The organism is Rhizobium sp. CB3171 (genome assembly GCF_029714265.1).
Classification (GTDB): Bacteria; Pseudomonadota; Alphaproteobacteria; order Rhizobiales; family Rhizobiaceae; genus Rhizobium.
Genome location: NZ_CP121652.1, coordinates 2,560,106 through 2,577,089 on the forward strand (window position 1 = coordinate 2,560,106; position 16,984 = coordinate 2,577,089).

A 16,984-nucleotide genomic window follows, 5' to 3' on the forward strand; every position below is an offset into this window, starting at 1 on the left:
TTTAGGCAGGGTGTCAAGCTTTTCGGGGCAGGTTTCGGCGTAGGCTATCGCCGCTCAATTCGATGCGATGAGCGTTGTGAACGAGGCGATCCAGTATGGCATCGGCGTAAGTCGGGTCTCCTATGACGCCATGCCATGCCGATACGGGAAGTTGGCTGGTGATGATGGTTGATCGGCGGCCGTAGCGATCTTCGAGGATTTCGAGGAGGTCGTGCCGGGCTTGTTCGTTGAGCGGTTCGAGGCCCCAGTCATCTAGGATCAGGACTTGAACATGGCCCAAAGTCCGCTGCAGCCGGGCATACCTGCCATCGCCCCGAGCGAGCGCAAGCTGGGCAAATAGCCTTGGGACACGCTGATAGAGAACGGAGCGATCGTCTCGGCAAGCCTTGTGGCCGAGAGCGCAGGCTAACCAGCTTTTTCCGACACCCGAGGGTCCGCAAATGGCCAGATTGTCATGAGCGTTGATCCAGTCGCCGCCGAGCAGCTTCATGAAGAGCGCGCGATCAAGGCCGCGCTCGCTGCGATAGTCGACATCTTCCGGGGTGGCCTGGTGGCGAAGCTTGGCAAACCTGAGGCGTGCGGCAAGCTTACGATCGTAGCGGGAACTCCACTCCCGTTCGAGCAGCAGTCCTAGCCACTCGGCGTGCGAGAGATGTTCGGCTTCGCCGTTGGTGACGAGCTCCCCGAAGGCCTTTGCCATGCCGGCCAGCCCATGGAATTGAGTTTATCGAGTGTTGGATGCGCAAGCCTTCTTCGTTCTCCTTAGTGGTAATAGCGAGGTCCGCGGATGTTTTCGTGATGGATCGGTTCATGCGAAGCCGGTCCATTGGTGGAAGCCGTTCGATCAAGATGATTGTCGAGGATGGAGCGCACCGAACCGTAGGTCCGGGCCCCGATCTCCAGTGCACGGCTGCAAGCAGCGTTCACTCTGTCGCGGCCAAAGCTTTTGTTCAGGCGGATAATTCCCATGCAGGCTCGAAAGCCCTGCTCCGGGTGCGGCCTGTCGGCGAGGATCTTCTCGCACAGCAACGCCACCTCCGGCCCGATGGAAGAGGCCTCGCGTTGAATGCGTTCGATCGTCCAGTCGGCAAAGCGGCGATGGGCTGAGGGCATGTGATCGGGAATCGTCGTGTGTTTGCCATTGCCGCTGGAGCGGCGATGGGCGGCTATTCGCTCGCCTTTGTGGAAGATCTCGATCGTATTGGCGGTGATGCGCGCCTCGACCTGCTCGCGAGCGAAGCGATAGGGAACGGAGTAATAGTGCCGCTCGATCTCGACGTGGTAATCCAGCCCGGCACGCCGGATACGCCATTCCGCAAAGACATAGCGTTCCACAGGCAATGGCCTTAAAGCGGGCCGGTCGAGCTCTTCGAACAATTGGCGGCGCGTGACGCCAACCCGGCGCAGGACACGCCTGTCGTTCAAATCATATAGCAAGTCGGCAATCGCCGCATTGACCTCGGCCAGGCTGTGGAAGGTGCGGTGGCGAAGGCGGCCCAGCAGCCAGCGCTCGACGATACGAACCGCAGCCTCTACTTTCGCCTTGTCGCGAGGACGGCGTGGCCGCGTCGGCAGGACGGCGCTGCCATAGTGGGTTGCCATCGCACAATAGGTCCGATTGACTTGGGGATCGAAGTGGCACGCCTTGATGATCGCCACCTTGGCATTGTCGGGAACCAGCAAGGCTGGCGCACCGCCGAAGAACTCCAGCGCCTGGATATGGCATTCGATCCAGTCGGGAAGCGTCTCGCTCCACCGGGCATGTGCATATGAAAGGCTCGACGCGCCCAGAACCGCCACGAACAGATGGGCTTGTCGGGTCTTGCCGGACAACCGATCGACAATCACCGTGACCGTGTCGCCGGCATAATCGACGAACAGCTTGTCGCCGGCCATATGATCCTGCCGCATCGTCACCGGCAGCTTCAGAGCCCAGCCCCGGTAGAGGTCGCAGTAGCGACTATAGCGATAACCATCCGGATGACGGCTGATGTATTCGTCCCAGAGGATCTGCAGCGTCATATGCTTGCGCTTCAGCTCGCGATGGACCTGTGCCCACTCCGGCTCAGGAGCGCGACGGTGCCCAATCTTCGTCCCGGCCGCCTTGTAAAGCGTTGCCTCCAGGACTGTATCGTTGACGTCGTCGCCGAGAGGCCACGACAGCCCGGCTACCGCCGCACGCCGTAGCGTCTCGCGCACCGTCGAGGGCGCAGTTCCAACCCGCACCGCAATCGACTTGTGCCCAAGTCCTTGCTCAAAACGATATCTCAGTATCTCGCGGACACGCCGCATCTCCAATCTCTCCGCTGGCATCCCGTTCCTTCCTCGTCAACGTCGAAGGAAGAAACTTCACACCTGCAGACCCACCCTTGCCAGACGCCTCCAAGGGGGCGGCATCATCTCGGAACAAGGGGGCGACTATTTCTCGGAATTGGGGGGCGACATCATTTCGGAATCAGGGGGCGGATTGCCTCGGAATTTGCATAAGGTTGCCCTCACCGCTTCATCCATAAGACATAGTGCTGATACCCAGCGAAAAGCTGCTACGCTGTGTTTCAGCCTGAAATCGAATCGCCTCTCCGGAAGTCAATGCCTCGTTGGAAGCGAGGCTGGACTATATTGCGAGTTCCCTATGCAGAAAGCCCCAACGTAAGCTTTCGATGCAAGACACGGTGGCAGTTAGCGCAAAGGCATTTTAAGTCATCCGTGACGGATACATGCCCCGGCTGCATCTCCGCAACATGCGTGCGATGATGATGAACTTCTATGCAGGCGGTTCCCGCATCTTTTCCATATCGCTCCACTGGATCGAGCCGGCAGTCTTCACAGAAAAGCCGTCCATGCTTCGACAGGAACTCCTCGCGTTTCTGCTTCGCCAAACCCGGTTGTCGTTCGCGGACAAGATGCGATACGATTTTAGGATTACCCTCGATCCACGCTTTCTCTTCCTCTGTCGGTATAAAGCGCTTGAGTTCTGCTTGGGTTTTCGACGATTTTGCTTTTGGTCTTCGGACAGCGTCAACAACTTTCGGCACTATCCATAAACCAGCTTCTTCTAATAAGTCGAAACTGACTTGCCCCCATCCCGAGCTGAAATGCGCCGGAAACGCTTCGATGCCAAGCGCCTCCTGAAGGGCGAGACCGAAAACTTTCTTTGGTGCAAGCGGTTTGCCATCGGCAGTCATGGCGTCATAATCACGGGAGGGGGAGAAATTGGGCGCGTCGCCTCCGTTCAATAGGAACTCTACAGCACGCTCAATGTGTTCACGGTGAACCTTGCGCAGCTCGATAGATGGCAAGCGGGACGCACCTTTAGCCTCTTTGGCTCCGACAATGGAGGGCAGGCTTTGCGGGTTTACACCCGGTGTCGCAATAAGCAAACGCCGCCACGCTCCGTGGCTAGAGGTCCCCTCATTCATCGCCTGTACAATGAGATCAAACCGCCTTGCAATTGGCGCCTGCTTATCAAAAGAAAGTCGGCGGTCAGGGAGAGGTTCGTCTTGGACACGGTTGCTGTCCCGATAAATTTCGAAATCAACGTCGGCGTTATCCAGACGCTCCATTATCAATTCGAGTGCTGCCCGATAGTCGCGGTTTCGACTCGTGCCGCTGCGGCTGTGAAGGACTATTCCTAGCTCGTTAATCTCAACCTTTGCGTTGAGTGACAATCCGGCTTCGTTCGTCAAAATCATTTTGTTCAAATCCTAAAGTCAAGGTAAGTCTCAATCATAGGTGATCAGATGTTGCTGAACCATTTCGCGCAGACGTCGAGAATTGGTCTTGCGGCTGTCTGCTCCGACGCTCGTAGTCAGGTTGCCTCTCCAACAGCGATGACCAACACCCTGCCCTTGTTCGGCTGCAATGATTGAGCCGTCTATTCTCGCGTCTTCCGTCTCGCTTGGGTAAACCCTGACGAAGCAGGTAGACGAGACAGTTTTGGTGTCTTATATGGGTTGATTTCCGCATTATGAGACAGTATGTTTCAGACATCTAAGAACCAAATGAGACATAAACAAAATGACCAATCAAATTTTCGGCTATGCTCGTGTCAGCAGCACCGACCAAGACCTAACCATTCAGGAAGCCGCTCTTCGTGCAGCCGGTGCAACGATCATCCGTTCAGAGAAGAAGACAGGCACCACGACTGAAGGACGCGATGAACTAGCAACCCTGATCGAATTCGCCCGGGCTGGTGATACGATCATCGTCACCCGCATTGACCGTCTTGCCCGCTCTATCGCCGATCTGTCCGCCATCGTGAAGAAGTTGGAAAACAAAGGCGTTCACCTGAAGGCAACCGAACAGCCAATCGACACCAGTTCCCCGGCAGGACGCGCATTCCTTCAGATGCTTGGCGTATTCGCCGAATTCGAGACCGCTATCAGGAAGGAACGCCAGCTTGAAGGCGTTGCCAAGGCTAAGGCTGATGGCGTCTACAAGGGCAGGAAAGCCAGCATCGATGCCGACAGGGTCAAGGAGCTTGCCGCTTCAGGAATGGGCGCTACAGAGATTGCCAAGGAACTCAAGATCGGTAGAGCTTCGGTCTACCGCTACCTTGGCTGATCGCTAGTTTCCACTTCATCATCGAGAATTGGTTCGAATAGCCCTTCTTCAGTAAGGAACGTGCGCCACTGGTCCGCCATTTCTTCGAACAGGTCAAAAGCGTGGTGCTTCTCGCTCTCGTATTCAACATACACGAACAGCGTAGCGCTTTTTATCGAGCGCTCGCCATCTATCATTTCCCACGTCAGCTTGTAGCTTGATCCGTTCCATAGTTCCGGCATGGAATCGTCTCGAACTTCGCGGTGCTTTACGCTGTTCGCCAGCATTCGGCAGAATTTGAGGGCGGGAAGGCGGTCCTTTTGCGTCTCTGCAAAGCTTGCCTCAACAGTCTTGCCCGCGAACTTGCCCCTCTCTCCCTTCGTCTCGTCTCGTTTTCTGCCACCAGTAAGCCGGGTGAAATTGGCATCATCGACTTGATCGCGATGGAGCACCCAATCCACCAGATGCCAGCTATCAACAGCGCAATCAATCGCCGCGTACCTTGCCTCATTCTGCAAGTTCGCCTTCTTGAGCCGTTCAATGTCGAATAACAGTTTGCGGTGCAGGTCTCTCGGTGACTTCAGTCCGAATGTCTTGGTCTTCCCGCGCTTGTTCATTTACTCCCCAATTTTTGATGGTCAACTGTAGATGGTAGTGATCAGTCGAAAAGACCAATAGATGCGGGTCAACGTTGAACGAAATTGACCGAAATTCGCAATTAATGAGGAATTTTTAACCAATTCGGGTGGATTTCGCGGGCAAACAGCGACAGGGGCGGAAATGTCATCATGGCAAGTAGGGCTACGCTATCCCATGCCTGACTGGTCCAAACGGGGACACGTCCCGCCCACAAGCAGCGAAGTGCATCCACAGTCTTTCGATGATCAAGTGCCCGAATGAACCGATGTCATTCATCTTTTCGGACGGTAAGCCTTTCCTCGTGACCCACTTGAACCAATGCCCACCGCCGCCGCTCAGAGTGTGGGCGGGATCGCGGATGTAGATGATTGAGTCGATGAGACCCGTTTTATCCCATGTCGCCGAACGGTTCATAAAGAGCTTGGCGATATGTTGTTCGTACATCAAGCCATCCGTTTCGGACGCGCCACCATCTTCGCTACAGATGACGAAGCGGCACGCGGCAATTACCCCTGTCGCCTCAGCGTGTTCACGGAATTTATCACGGGCTTCCTTGATACGTTGCTCAAGTTTGTTGACGGTTACCTTTGCAAAAGCTTCCATTGCTTTTCCGGGATCGTCCAATGTCCTAAAAATCGCGTCTAAGCTTTGCTGACCGAACAATATGAACTGCGCACCTTGGTCGAGCGTGACTTTATCGAACCGTCCAATTATCGCTTTTTCTGTGGTTTTGAGTGTTTTCCGCTCTACCAAAATGCGGCGGTCGAATAGAAAGTGATCAGGTGCCTTGTGCTGTCGAGACCGATCAGCCGTCGTGTAAGAAATCTGATCGGGGATGATCTGGTTCGGATCAATCTCAGCGAAGAAGTTGACTAACCACTCATCGATACTGGTATGCTCTGTTGTGGGTTTCATTGTTCCTGACCACGCGTTTAACGCATCCCCGGCGGCAGTCTATAATAGGTCTTGTTGATTGCCGTTTCGACTGACAGAAGACTCTATGGAGCATTTGCTATTTGAATATACATCTGCTCAGAGTTTGTTCTGTAGCGTTACATTTTTATGGAATAGCTATGCCACAGCCGTTTGATGACTTCCCCCCGAAAATCAATCCGCGTCACTCTAATGCCTTCATCAGGTCGATTGGATTATTTTTCGACGGTTTTTCATACCTTACATATTCTAGGTGTTAGATTCCGTCGTTTTTTTGAATCGATCCCAGTAGATCAATTATCGTCCTGTAGAGAAGCCTTAAAGCGGCGCGGCATCGACAACAGAATTCATAATCAAACCAAGTTATTTCTACTCCTTTACTCAACTTTATTATTGCTTAGTCTTCCGCATTTGTGTATAATTGCGACTTCGGTTCAGAAGAGACGTATAAGCGCAAGTCGCAGTCTCCTGAATAAATCCTTCATCTGACATTTTCAGAATAAGAGCCGATAGAAGGCATGATGGTTGCGCGTCTCTACAATAAACGCAATCATATGTCGAATTATGAAGGATTATTTCAATAAATACAAAGTGAAGAAAAGAACCGACTTGGAAAATCGATCTTGCTCTTCAAGGTCGGCTGGTCGGTTCGAATACTCATTACCTCTATATCTTGAATGAGGGAGTTTAGGACTTTTCCAAGTCGGTCCTAAACTCCCTTTTTTATTTTGCCTATAGAGGAAAACCAATAATGAATTCTCCAAAATACCGATTTGAATATGTTGATGGTCCTGTCGGTTCACACAAGACAACATCACTATTGAACTATCTGCGCAACAATCCCATTCCCGCAACGATTGCCACCCAAACCAATGATTTGTCCGATCAATACGAAGCTGCTGATAATCTCGATATTGAAATGATCTGCCGAGAGGTTCGCAAGGACGGGGATTACACGGCGGCAAGCAAGACCTACCGGGAACGGCTTCTATCATCGGCTTCCGGGATTTACGCGGTCAATCAGCAAGTGGCTGTCGCCTGTCAAAACGCTGATCCAGATCGGCATTATTTCTTCGATGAAATCCCAAACGTATTCGAGACCTTCACTTTCAATTCCCTCCCCCTTAGCCAAGATTTCGTTTCTGGTTGGCTGGCTTCTGCTCTGTCTGATGAGCCTTCCTATTACGAACTTGTTCCAACTGATCACATTAGGAATATTGCGGAAAACGGTTGGAAGGACGATGTTCTAAAGGATTGCGAAGAGATTTTGACAGTTGCCCAACGCATTGCGAGTGAGCATTACCGGGTGTTTGTTCAGGCAAAGGCGTTCAATGCCTTTAAGAACGGTCTTCCGAAACAACTTCAGTTCTTTGTTGTTGCCCGTCCGTCCCTGTTCCCTAAGCACTCGGTTTTCATCGGGGCAAATTATAAAAACTCGCTTCAATATCAAATTTGGTCGGCATCGGAAGATGTCGAGTTCACCCCGCATTCCGAAATCAAGGCGAAGCATGACGACTTGAGCCATAAGGCTGCATCGGTTTCCATCCGCTACTTCTCTGAAAGGAACTTTAGCAAGTCCTTGTTTAAAGAGAAGACGAACGGCATTAAGAATGCTGGAAAGGCAACAACCTTCCCGAAGATCGCCAAGGCGGCTGGTAAGGCGATTGCCGATATGTATCCCGGCGAGCAATTCATCTATTGCACTGAATTAGCCCCCGAAAGGCCCGGACATGCTCCACCACTTAGCTAAGTGGGTAGGAGTAATGTTGGTAATATGACTAGCAGCAATTTTAAGATGGAAGTCCTCTCCGGGCCGGAACGTCGGCGGCGTTGGAGCACGGCAGAGAAGCTCGCGATCATCCACGAAACCTATGAGGCGGACGCGACGGTGAGCATCGTCGCGCGTCGACACGGTATCCAGCCGAACCAGTTGTTTGCGTGGCGCAAGCTGGCGTCCCAAGGGGCACTGACGGCGACGGCCGCCGAGGAGGAGGTCGTTCCGGCTTCCGAATACCGGGCGCTTCAGGCCCAGGTGAAGGAGTTGCAACGCCTGTTGGGCAAGAAGACGATGGAGAGCGAAATCCTGAAGGAAGCCCTCGAAATCGCCGGTGGCCCAAAAAAACATCTGTTGCGCTCGCTCTCTCTTCCGAGGGGGATTTTGGAATGAAGACCGTCTGCGAAACTTTGGGTGTCGCCCGCTCGAATATCGCCGCGCGCGCCGCAGGCTCCCCTTCCAAAGCCAGAGGACGCCCGCCACTACCTGATCGTGAGCTGCTGGAGGACATCAAGGCCGTCATCGCCGATACGCCTACCTACGGCTATCGGCGTGTCCATGCCATCCTGCGTCGGAATGCCCGGAAACTGGGGCGTTCGTGGCCCAATGCCAAGCGTGTCTACCGGGTGATGAAGCTGCACAATCTGCTGCTGGTGCGTCATACCGGAGCGGTCAATGATCGCCTTCACGACGGCCGGGTCGCCGTCGAGCGTTCAAACATCAGATGGTGCTCCGACGGCTTCGAGATCGGCTGCGACAACAAGGAGAAGGTGCGCGTCGCCTTCGCCCTCGACTGCTGCGACCGCGAGGCAATCGCCCATGTCGCCACCACCGAGGGCATCAAGAGCGAAGACGTGCAGGACCTCGTGATCACCGCTGTCGAGAACCGCTTCGGCCGCATCAACATGCTATCCGAGCCCATCGAATGGCTCACCGACAACGGCTCCTGCTTCATCGCCAGGGACACGGCATCCTTGCTCCGCGACATCGGCATGGAACCTTGCACGACACCGGTGCGAAGCCCGCAATCGAACGGCATGGCCGAGGCGTTCGTCAAAACCTTCAAGCGCGACTACGTCTCGGTGAATCCAACCCCCGACGCTGAAACCGTCATCGCTCAACTGCCGTTCTGGTTCGAGCATTACAACAATCTTCACCCGCACAGTGCTTTAGGATATCAATCGCCGCGCGAGTTCATCAGCTCGCAATCTCAAACCTGAGCATGTCCGGTCTTTTGGGGGCAACTCCATGCACCAACACCAAGTATGAGCGGAACAAATGGGCTGGTCCTGCTGGCACTCCTGTTTCCAGCAATTCGCGGGGATGGAACGGGGGACGTGATTTCAACATGGCTGTCTTCATGGCTGCAATCAACTTCGATCCGGCTTCGGTCAAATTCCTCTGGAAGGTGTTTGGCATCGAGCGGGAAGCCGCGAAATACGCCCTGACTTATGAAACCGCCTATCAGTTTGCGGGTCGGACGAGCTTGCGCATGGAAGGTAGCAGTGCCCCTATTGTTCTGATCTTTGGAGACCGTGCGACCGCCAAAGCGATACAGAGCTTCATTCCGGGTTGTGCCGATCCTGAGTTGATTGACCTTGGCATTCCGGAACTGCTGTTTCCTGATGACGAGCCGGAATCGGATGATGAAGCCGAAGTCAAAGCCAAGCCGGTTAAGACCGTTGAAGAGACCCGGGAAGAAGATCGCGTTGAAAGTCAGCTTCGGAGACGGCGGAACCGCGTTCTCGAAAACCATGCTGCAACGCTTCAATATGAGGGATTTCGGCTCCGGTTTTGGGCACACTATTCGTCTTTTGAAACCCTCGATTCCGAAGTTCTGGATTGGGAAACCGTCCTCGAATATTTCCGGACAATTGTGAACCGTGAAGAGATTTCGCAAAAAGATGCAAACAAGTTGTTCCGGGAAGGCGTCCTGTTTGACAGCGAAAACCATCTCCTGAAAGACAACATTCTCTCTACGAAAATTGTTGTGCTCGACATCGACAATGTGACCGGGGATGTGAAAGAGCTTTCCGCCTATCTGAAGAGCCGGAAGATTTCGCACCTTGTCGTCAGTACCTACAGGTGCTTGAACGTCGAAAATTACTCGGAACGGCAGATTAAAATCCGCGTCCTCGTTCCCCTTACCGAAGCCGTTGATGCTGAGAATTATTCCCGGATTATCCGCCTTCTGAATAGGGACATCCGGGAGAAGTTTCCCCAAGGCGAGTTTGGCAGTCAGTTCCCGGTTGATCCGGCATGCATGACCATCAACAACCGCTTCTATGCGCCCTGCCGTCCTGAAAAGGGCGAACCGATCTTCATTGATGGCACCTACTATGAATATGATTGCTTTGTGAAGAAAGCCCCGGTTTTCCTTGATGTCAAGTGGTGCATGGTCCGGAACCTTCCGGAAGACTTAGAAGCGCCGGTCATCAAGCGGCACATTGCCGGGAGCGTTCGCAAGACCGCCGAAGAGATCGTTCTGGAATGTGCCGCTATGGCGAGCGCCGGCAATGGTGACGGTCCTTGGTATGATGCCGCCGTTGAACTGATTAAGGCTGGCTATTCGAAGGACGAAGCCATTGCCGCCATGAAGGGCAAGGAACGCATGTTTGGTTCCGGGAAGGGTCGGAGTGCGGAACGTGCCGTGACCCACGTGGTAGAGCAACAGCGGTTCCGAGCCGCATAAACCGCCATTGAGATTGTGCCGATGGTGCCGGGGACCATGAAGCGTGATGCGACTGTATCTGATGCCCGACAAAAGAAAGGGGACGCTGGTTTGCGTCCCCTTTTGAAAAGAATTGGGTTTATATTTGGTCTGACCGATTTCGCTCGGGCTTGGGTTTCGGCTCCCCTTTGGGCATCGGAACTTCCGGCATTGGAATTTTGAAGTCATTGTCAGGAAGAACATTCCCTTTTTCGATACGCTCCCACCTTCCGCCCTGCGATGGAGTGTCTTGTTCGTTTGACATGATCAATCCTCCGTAAGTCTCGTTTTCATGTACACCCTAGTCTTCTCTTCCGCTATGGCAAGGAACTCTTTGTTTTCAGGCAAGATCAATCCCTTGAAATGTTTGTAAGTACTCTGGTTGATCTTTCGATTCAGGTTCCCTGCAAGCCGTCGGATTTCACTCTCTGTCAGCATCCCGCTTGCTATTTTGAGCCAATCCTCTTCGGCAGTAGTTGCCAGAGCGTCAAGTTCAGGGCGTAGGCTATTGAGCGCCTTTAGCCGCTGTCCATAAGGCAGATATGGTTTTACTGCCGCATACACCTGCGACACGGCAATGACGGCTCCCCAAACGAAATCGATTTCTTTCCATAGCGCCCACCCCGCAATTGCCGAACTCGACGCAATTGCTGAGGAGACGTTTAGAGACCTCGCGATTTTGTCGAGATGTTTTTCGTGCTCCTCAAGATAATAGAGATCACGCTTAATAATACAAAATGTGTTCCAATAGTAGTTTTGCGCGCGCACGTTATAGTCCTATCGACATGGAATGGTTTCGACCATTAGTTAGAACAACGGCTTTGAACTTTGCGAATTGTACAAAAACGCTATCGAAAAGGAAGTACTGTTTTCAACTTTATGGGGCGGCTGTACGAAATGCCAGTTTCTGGCTAATGCTATAAGGAGCGTGAACGGGGGTTGCCATGAACATTACAAAGCTCACGATTTTTTCCATTGCGCTTGGCTGGTTTGGGGCTGCACACGCTGATGATACCGCTGTTGCACGGTACAAGGACTACTTGCCTGAACAAATCATGCAGTTGCCTGAGCAAGAGCGTAAGTCGAACGTGCCCATGGTGTACATCGGTGCTGCCAACGACGCCTTGTCCAAAAACGGTCAGGTGATGATTCAAGCTGCCTTGAATTCGTTGATGTACGACGGATTAGCTGATTTCGAAGGGGCAATGCGGGCCTTCCAACAAGACCTTGGCGAGCAACCAACGGGTAAATTGACGGTTGGACAACTGCAAAAGCTTGGCTATCGGGCGTCCCGGCTGCACCTGACATACGTCGATTTCTTTTCGCTCGAATATGGCGGGACGACCACCAAAGACTTTGCATCAGTCAAAGGCACGGTGAAAATGCTTGACGACCGGATTGCCTATCCGATCAATCATGTTGTGATTCAGTGTTTTCGGGCTGAGAGCTACTGCAGCTATAACCAAGTAGCCCTTGCGCTTCCTGATGAAAATTCTTGGGCGCAATCGTATAGTGTTCTGACGGTTGCGGATGAATATTACAAAATCACGCGTTGGGACACCAATCAAATCGATGCGGTTCCTTACCAGAATACGGCTTGCCGCTCGAACCAGTTGAGCTTTAATTTCGAAACGAAAGAGTTTTTCGAAATCGCCCGCAACAACACCTCTGGCGATTGTCAAACAGCATTGGGGGTGACGCTTCCCCGGCTGGATAAGCCCCGGGTGTCGCAGATTGTGAAGGGTGACGAAATCGTCGATGCCGAGTTCAAACGGATTGGCGAAGAAGCAGCTAGCTACTATTCGAGCGCTTTCCGGGACCGTCTCGGGATGCCGAAAACCGGTCCTGTTGCAGTCGGATCGAAGCCGTAGAGTCACCTCCGGGCGCGAAGGATTGGCGGCACGAGCAGCGCCTTCATCCGACATGGAGGATGAACAACCCCGTCATCAGCACGGCGATAATCGCGGCGACGACAATGCCAAGCGTGCCGCTGCCTGACAGTTCGAATAAGCCAAAGAGCTTAAACTTGAATTCCGGGGGGTTTTTCAAAGCACACACCTTTCACCAAAAGAAAAATTGGTTGGTGCTGCTTGCTGCTTCGCAGTGTGAGTGCGAATGGTTATCGTTACAAGTGGGTGCGCCCGCTATTCACAGGGCCTCTAATCAAATCAAATAGTTGGCAGAGAGCTTGTGTAAAATTCATCGTGGACCATTTGGCTTTTTCACCCGAAAATCGAGCAAATCAATACGAATCGGGGTCAATTGACCGATAAAGCCCAAATCCACCCATACATCCTAATCGGGCTTGTCATGCTTCTCCTGATCGTTACGGGTTATTCTGGTTTATCACCATTCCACCATTGCCGAGCTTGCCACGCTACATGCCAATGTCGCCAAATACGAAGTCGCTTGATGATGAAGCCCGGATAGTTATTCCTTCTCAAATAAGCTAGAAACAAAAGTGGCGCAGTAGGTGGACGTGAATCGATGGAACGCGATTCCAAGATCGAAATCTTTCGACTTCATATGTCGAAATCCCAGTTGGAAGCAGTGCCCTCCGAAGAGCGCGCACTCCTCTTGCTAGCGAGTTACGCAATTAATCAGATCACCGTGCTCCGCCGTTTGCTCATATTCTCGATGAATTTCGAGTCGAAGCACGAAGTGGAAAACATCCTCAGCGCTGCGCAAACTCAAATGATTTTGCGGTTTATGCTCGCCTCCATGGCTGAGGCTTGGGAGATGATCAGACGACCAAATATCCAGAGACTACTTTTGGAGATTAATGGTGATGTTGAAGCTGATGGAAAGGAAGCCCATCGGCTGTTGAAGCGTCATTTTGGGAACAACAATGTGCTACATCGGCTCAGAAACAGTGTCGCTTATCACTATCCTGATTTTGCAGCGCTCGAAAAGGCTTTCAGTGAGGTTCCGGACGACGAGGACTGGGCTTGGTATGTGTCCCACGCGGTAACCAATGGCTACTACTACTTGTCGGATTTGGTCATCTCGTCTCACATCCTCGAAGTCATGGGCGAGCGCAATCCAGAATTGGCGTTTGGGAAGCTGATGAATGAGGTCGTGCCGGTAGCAGAGAATCTTCTCGATTTCTTAGCGTACGTGATGAGGGCGATAGTCACCCGCCATTTTGGAGCTGAAATGCTATCTCCGATGCCCGGAACGGGCATCGCCATCTCCGGTGTTCCCAATCTGAATGATGTCTCGATTCCTTTCTTCACCATACGGGATCAGGACATTTAAGTCGCTATCACGATCATATCCGGTGAAATGGTCAATTTGACCGCGATGAAGCCCCTGTTTTTATTTGTCGTGGAAGTCCGGGGCTCGCCACTGTGGAGTGGCGACACCCTTGCCCTTGGTGAAGTAGTCGGCAATCGCTTGGGCTTTCCACGCCAGAAACCCAAGGAGAACAAAGAAGGAGAGCGGGCTTAGCGCGCAAATCAGGGTGTGTGGACTACACAGGCAGGGCGACCGGATGGTGGCGCTGCATCGAGGCTTGTGCACAAATCTGTAAGCCTCTCGTACTGTAAGCGGTTAGCCGACGGCGTCTGGTTTGAAGTTCCATGGCATGAGCAGCTCAATATCAGCGGCTGGCCAGCGATTTGCGATGCGGGTGAGCGTTTGAGATAGCCAGGCAAGCGGATCGACATTGTTCATTTTTGCCGTCTGCAGAAGTGTGGCGATCGTCGCCCATGTCTCTCCGCCGCCCTCGCTGCCGGCAAAGAGACTATTCTTCCTCGTAATGGTTTGGGGCCGGATGGCACGCTCGACTATGTTGGAGTCGATTTCGACGCGGCCGTCCGTCAAGAAGTGCTCCAGCGCCTCCCGGCGTGTCAGGCCGTAGCGTATCGCCTCAGCAGTCTTGGACTTTCCGGAGACTTTGGAGAGTTCCTTCTCCCACAACTGGAAGAGATCGGCGACAATGCCAGCGGACGTCTCCTGACGGCGCCTCGCGCGCGTTTCGGCATCACTGCCGCGGATCTCGTCCTCGACCTTCCAAAGTTCCGTCATGGCTGTGATCGACGCCGTTGCAGCGTCATTAATGCCGCCGACATGCAGCTCGTAGAACTTTCGGCGTAAATGTGCCCAGCATCCGGCAAGCTTGATCGTTTCATTGCTGCCGGACTTGGCGCGCTCCTTGAGCATGCTGGTATAAGCCGAGTACCCATCCACTTGCAGGATGCCGCTGAACCCGGCGAGATGACGCGCGACACACTTGCCACCCCTGCTGTCTTCGAAGCGATAGGCAACCATCGGCGGGCCAGACCCGCCAAACGGTCGGTCATCGCAAGCGTAGGCCCATAACCACGCCTTCATCGTTCTACCAGAGCCGGGGACCAGCGTCGGTAAGGTGGTCTCGTCTGCAAAAACCCTCTCTCCGGCTTTAATGCGTTCCAAGATGTAATCCGCCAAGATCCGCAGCTCGAAGCCCAGATGCCCCATCCATTGGGCCATCAAAGAGCGGCTGAGAACCACGCTGTCGCGCAGATAGATCGCCTCCTGGCGGTAGAGCGGAAGACCATCGGCGTATTTCGACACGGCGATATAGGCCAGCAACCGTTCGCTCGGCAGCCCACCTTCGATGATATGCGCGGGCGCCAAAGCCTGCAGCACGCCGTCACGTTCGCGGAAGGCATATTTCGGGCGGCGTGTGACGATGACCCTGAACTTCGGCGGTATGACATCAAGCCGCTCGGATCGGTCCTCGCCGATCAGAACCTTTTCCAAGCCTTGGCAGTCGTCGGGGATCTCCGGCTCGATCACTTCCTCGATGCGTTCGAGATGGGCGGCAAAACCTTTGCGTGGCCGCGCCTCCCTTTTTGGCCGCTCTTTGCCCACTTGGCCGAGCTCGCTGTCAATCGCCGCAAGGCCAGTCTCGACCTCCTCAAAAGCGAAGTCTATCTGCTCGTCGTTTATCGCCAGCCGCAGTCGCTCGGAGCGCGTACCGTTTTGGGCCCGCTGCAAAACCTTCAAGATCGCCGTCAAAGTGGTGATCCGCTCGTCGGCTTTCTGTTGGACAGCCTTCATTCGGGCAATTTCGGCGTCAGTCGCAGCCTTCTCTGCGTTCAAAGCAATGATCATCGCTTTCAGCGCATCGACGTCGTCAGGAAGGTCTGGACCGGGTAAAACCATGCGCGTAATAGAGCATAGAATCAGCCGATTTCCCAACACTTACAGCAACATGATTCAACTTGCCGCACATCGTCATCAGCCGATCGAAAGTGGCCGGCGCACCTTGGCGGGGCGGATCTTTTTCCAATCCATTCCGGCTAGAAGTGCCATTAATTGCGCATGATCGAGACGGACGCGGGTAGCAGACGGGACAGGCCAGCAGAAGCCATTTTCTTCGATTATTTTGTACCTCACAACAGAATGCAGCCACTGCCAACGCAGATACGCAGTTAGTGCGGGTGACGCATCCGTTTCATCCTTTATTCCCACGGCAGTTGCCGTGCGTCGGCAAGCGCTACAACCGGCATGGTGAACGCCTTTTGCTGCAGACCGAGGACACCACTGTTTGGTCGGTTCCTCCGCAATGGACTGATCTTGTGAGCTTGGATCCTGAGGTCGTCATGAGCAACGGGCGATCGCTCTTGCGGGTAGTCGACTTAATGGAGTTGGCCACTCTGGTGAAGCGCCTTTCGAGCAAATCGGGGCCGGGCTGACGTGCGGAAGTGTAAGGATAAATATGCCGCATTTGTAAAGTGGATTATGCCGCAAGAGGTCGCTTTTATGAGAGGTTACGCCTGCAAATACAAGATATCTCGTCAAATAGACCATAAGCATCGTCTTGACGAGGCAGCAAAATGCGTCATAATTAGCATTACGCTAACACCGCTTCATGTCCTCGGAGCCATCGATGTCTGCGAAGTACGACAGCAAGCGCACAAAGACGGATGGCCTCATCGAAGAGGGCACGTTCAATCCCACCCCCGAGAAGGTGCGCGATCCAAAGTTTCGGGGCAGCGAGTTCTTCGATCCGCACGACGCCGTGCAGGTCAAATACGAGATGCTGCGTCGCGTCTCCATCGACAAGGTGTCGGTGACGGAGGCCTCCGACGAGTACGGTGTTTCCAGGCCAACCTACTACCAGGCCAAGGTGAACTTCGATATGGCCGGCATTGCCGGACTGGTGCCGACGAAGCCGGGGCCCCGCGGTCCCCACAAGATCGACGACAAAGTCCTGGCATTTCTGCAGGCGCAGCTCGCCCCAGGAGAACCCGTTCGCGCCCGGGAACTGGCCAAGCTGCTCCGCCAGGAACTCGATATCGAGCTTCATCCCAGATCGATCGAGCGGGTTCTAAAAAAAAGCGGCACGTAAACATTGCCGCGACGGCGGCATGCCCGATCCAACCGTCGACCATCGC

Annotated in this window: 13 protein-coding genes and 1 pseudogene; 7 read left to right on the top strand and 7 right to left on the bottom strand. The window is 53.7% G+C overall.

All coding sequences use genetic code 11. The annotated features are described in order from the left end of the window. Positions 1-13: 13 nt before the first annotated feature. The 3 genes and pseudogenes from istB to QA648_RS12530 all read right to left on the bottom strand — a co-directional run. Positions 14-714 (bottom strand): annotated as a pseudogene (gene istB, locus QA648_RS12520) (IS21-like element helper ATPase IstB); the annotation flags it as partial. Positions 715-762: 48 nt separating this feature from the next. Continuing rightward, the gene (istA, locus tag QA648_RS12525) at positions 763-2,292 is read right to left on the bottom strand and encodes an IS21 family transposase (protein WP_283047244.1); all 1,530 of its coding nucleotides are present in this window, start codon (positions 2,290-2,292) and stop codon (positions 763-765) included. Between the two features lie 338 nt (positions 2,293-2,630). Next, positions 2,631-3,692, bottom strand: a complete 1,062-nt coding sequence (locus tag QA648_RS12530) for a hypothetical protein (protein WP_283047246.1) — start codon at positions 3,690-3,692, stop codon at positions 2,631-2,633. 325 nt (positions 3,693-4,017) lie between these two features. On the opposite strand from QA648_RS12530, the gene QA648_RS12535 reads away from it, so the two are divergent. Continuing rightward, on the top strand, positions 4,018-4,563 hold the full coding sequence (locus QA648_RS12535) for a recombinase family protein (RefSeq protein WP_283047247.1): 546 nt from the start codon (positions 4,018-4,020) through the stop codon (positions 4,561-4,563). On the opposite strand, the gene QA648_RS12540 is transcribed toward QA648_RS12535, so the two are convergent. Both QA648_RS12540 and QA648_RS12545 read right to left on the bottom strand, forming a co-directional pair. Continuing rightward, on the bottom strand, positions 4,551-5,159 hold the full coding sequence (locus tag QA648_RS12540; RefSeq protein ID WP_283047248.1) for a hypothetical protein: 609 nt from the start codon (positions 5,157-5,159) through the stop codon (positions 4,551-4,553). The two genes, QA648_RS12535 and QA648_RS12540, sit on opposite strands and share 13 nt — an antisense overlap. 184 nt (positions 5,160-5,343) lie before the next feature. Continuing rightward, positions 5,344-6,096: a hypothetical protein gene (locus tag QA648_RS12545; protein WP_283047249.1), complete on the bottom strand. Its 753-nt coding sequence runs from the start codon at positions 6,094-6,096 to the stop codon at positions 5,344-5,346. 769 nt (positions 6,097-6,865) lie between these two features. Here QA648_RS12545 and QA648_RS12550 point away from each other — a divergent pair. From QA648_RS12550 to QA648_RS12560, 3 genes are all read left to right on the top strand, one after another. Next, entirely contained in the window at positions 6,866-7,864 is a 999-nt protein-coding gene (locus tag QA648_RS12550; RefSeq protein ID WP_283047251.1) for a hypothetical protein, read from the top strand. A 24-nt stretch (positions 7,865-7,888) separates the two neighbouring features. Then, positions 7,889-9,108 (top strand): IS3 family transposase gene (locus tag QA648_RS12555; protein ID WP_283047253.1). Its coding sequence is split into 2 segments (ribosomal slippage): positions 7,889-8,225 and positions 8,225-9,108, totalling 1,221 coding nucleotides; the frame shifts between segments, so codons are not numbered across the junction. Between the two features lie 140 nt (positions 9,109-9,248). Then, positions 9,249-10,580: a hypothetical protein gene (locus QA648_RS12560; RefSeq protein WP_283047254.1), complete on the top strand. Its 1,332-nt coding sequence runs from the start codon at positions 9,249-9,251 to the stop codon at positions 10,578-10,580. 285 nt (positions 10,581-10,865) lie between these two features. Here QA648_RS12560 and QA648_RS12565 read toward each other — a convergent pair whose 3' ends face one another. Beyond that, entirely contained in the window at positions 10,866-11,366 is a 501-nt protein-coding gene (locus QA648_RS12565; RefSeq protein WP_283047255.1) for a hypothetical protein, read from the bottom strand. Positions 11,367-11,542: 176 nt separating this feature from the next. Here QA648_RS12565 and QA648_RS12570 point away from each other — a divergent pair, with 176 nt between their 5' ends. After that, complete coding sequence (locus QA648_RS12570; RefSeq protein ID WP_283047256.1) at positions 11,543-12,469, top strand: hypothetical protein; 927 nt, start codon at positions 11,543-11,545, stop codon at positions 12,467-12,469. Between the two features lie 616 nt (positions 12,470-13,085). Next, positions 13,086-13,856 (top strand): hypothetical protein, encoded by a 771-nt coding sequence (locus QA648_RS12575; protein ID WP_283047257.1) that lies wholly within the window; start codon positions 13,086-13,088, stop codon positions 13,854-13,856. Between the two features lie 294 nt (positions 13,857-14,150). Here QA648_RS12575 and QA648_RS12580 read toward each other — a convergent pair whose 3' ends face one another. Further along, the gene (locus QA648_RS12580) at positions 14,151-15,749 is read right to left on the bottom strand and encodes an IS66 family transposase (protein WP_283047259.1); all 1,599 of its coding nucleotides are present in this window, start codon (positions 15,747-15,749) and stop codon (positions 14,151-14,153) included. 727 nt (positions 15,750-16,476) lie between these two features. Between QA648_RS12580 and QA648_RS12585 the strand changes: the two genes are divergently transcribed. Beyond that, a complete protein-coding gene (locus QA648_RS12585; protein ID WP_283047261.1) occupies positions 16,477-16,938 on the top strand; it encodes a helix-turn-helix domain-containing protein in 462 nt (153 codons plus the stop codon). The last annotated feature ends 46 nt before the right edge of the window (positions 16,939-16,984 follow it).

Excerpts from the sequence above, each read along its gene's own strand:
- QA648_RS12540 (WP_283047248.1), bottom strand. The coding sequence starts at position 5,159 with ATGAACAAGCGCGGGAAGACCAAGACATTCGGACTGAAGTCACCGAGA.
- istA (WP_283047244.1), bottom strand. The coding sequence starts at position 2,292 with ATGCGGCGTGTCCGCGAGATACTGAGATATCGTTTTGAGCAAGGACTT.
- QA648_RS12535 (WP_283047247.1), top strand. The coding sequence starts at position 4,018 with ATGACCAATCAAATTTTCGGCTATGCTCGTGTCAGCAGCACCGACCAA.
- QA648_RS12570 (WP_283047256.1), top strand. The coding sequence starts at position 11,543 with ATGAACATTACAAAGCTCACGATTTTTTCCATTGCGCTTGGCTGGTTT.
- QA648_RS12560 (WP_283047254.1), top strand. The coding sequence starts at position 9,249 with ATGGCTGCAATCAACTTCGATCCGGCTTCGGTCAAATTCCTCTGGAAG.
- QA648_RS12550 (WP_283047251.1), top strand. The coding sequence starts at position 6,866 with ATGAATTCTCCAAAATACCGATTTGAATATGTTGATGGTCCTGTCGGT.
- QA648_RS12585 (WP_283047261.1), top strand. The coding sequence starts at position 16,477 with ATGTCTGCGAAGTACGACAGCAAGCGCACAAAGACGGATGGCCTCATC.
- QA648_RS12530 (WP_283047246.1), bottom strand. The coding sequence starts at position 3,692 with ATGATTTTGACGAACGAAGCCGGATTGTCACTCAACGCAAAGGTTGAG.
- QA648_RS12545 (WP_283047249.1), bottom strand. The coding sequence starts at position 6,096 with ATGAAACCCACAACAGAGCATACCAGTATCGATGAGTGGTTAGTCAAC.
- QA648_RS12575 (WP_283047257.1), top strand. The coding sequence starts at position 13,086 with ATGGAACGCGATTCCAAGATCGAAATCTTTCGACTTCATATGTCGAAA.
- QA648_RS12580 (WP_283047259.1), bottom strand. The coding sequence starts at position 15,749 with ATGGTTTTACCCGGTCCAGACCTTCCTGACGACGTCGATGCGCTGAAA.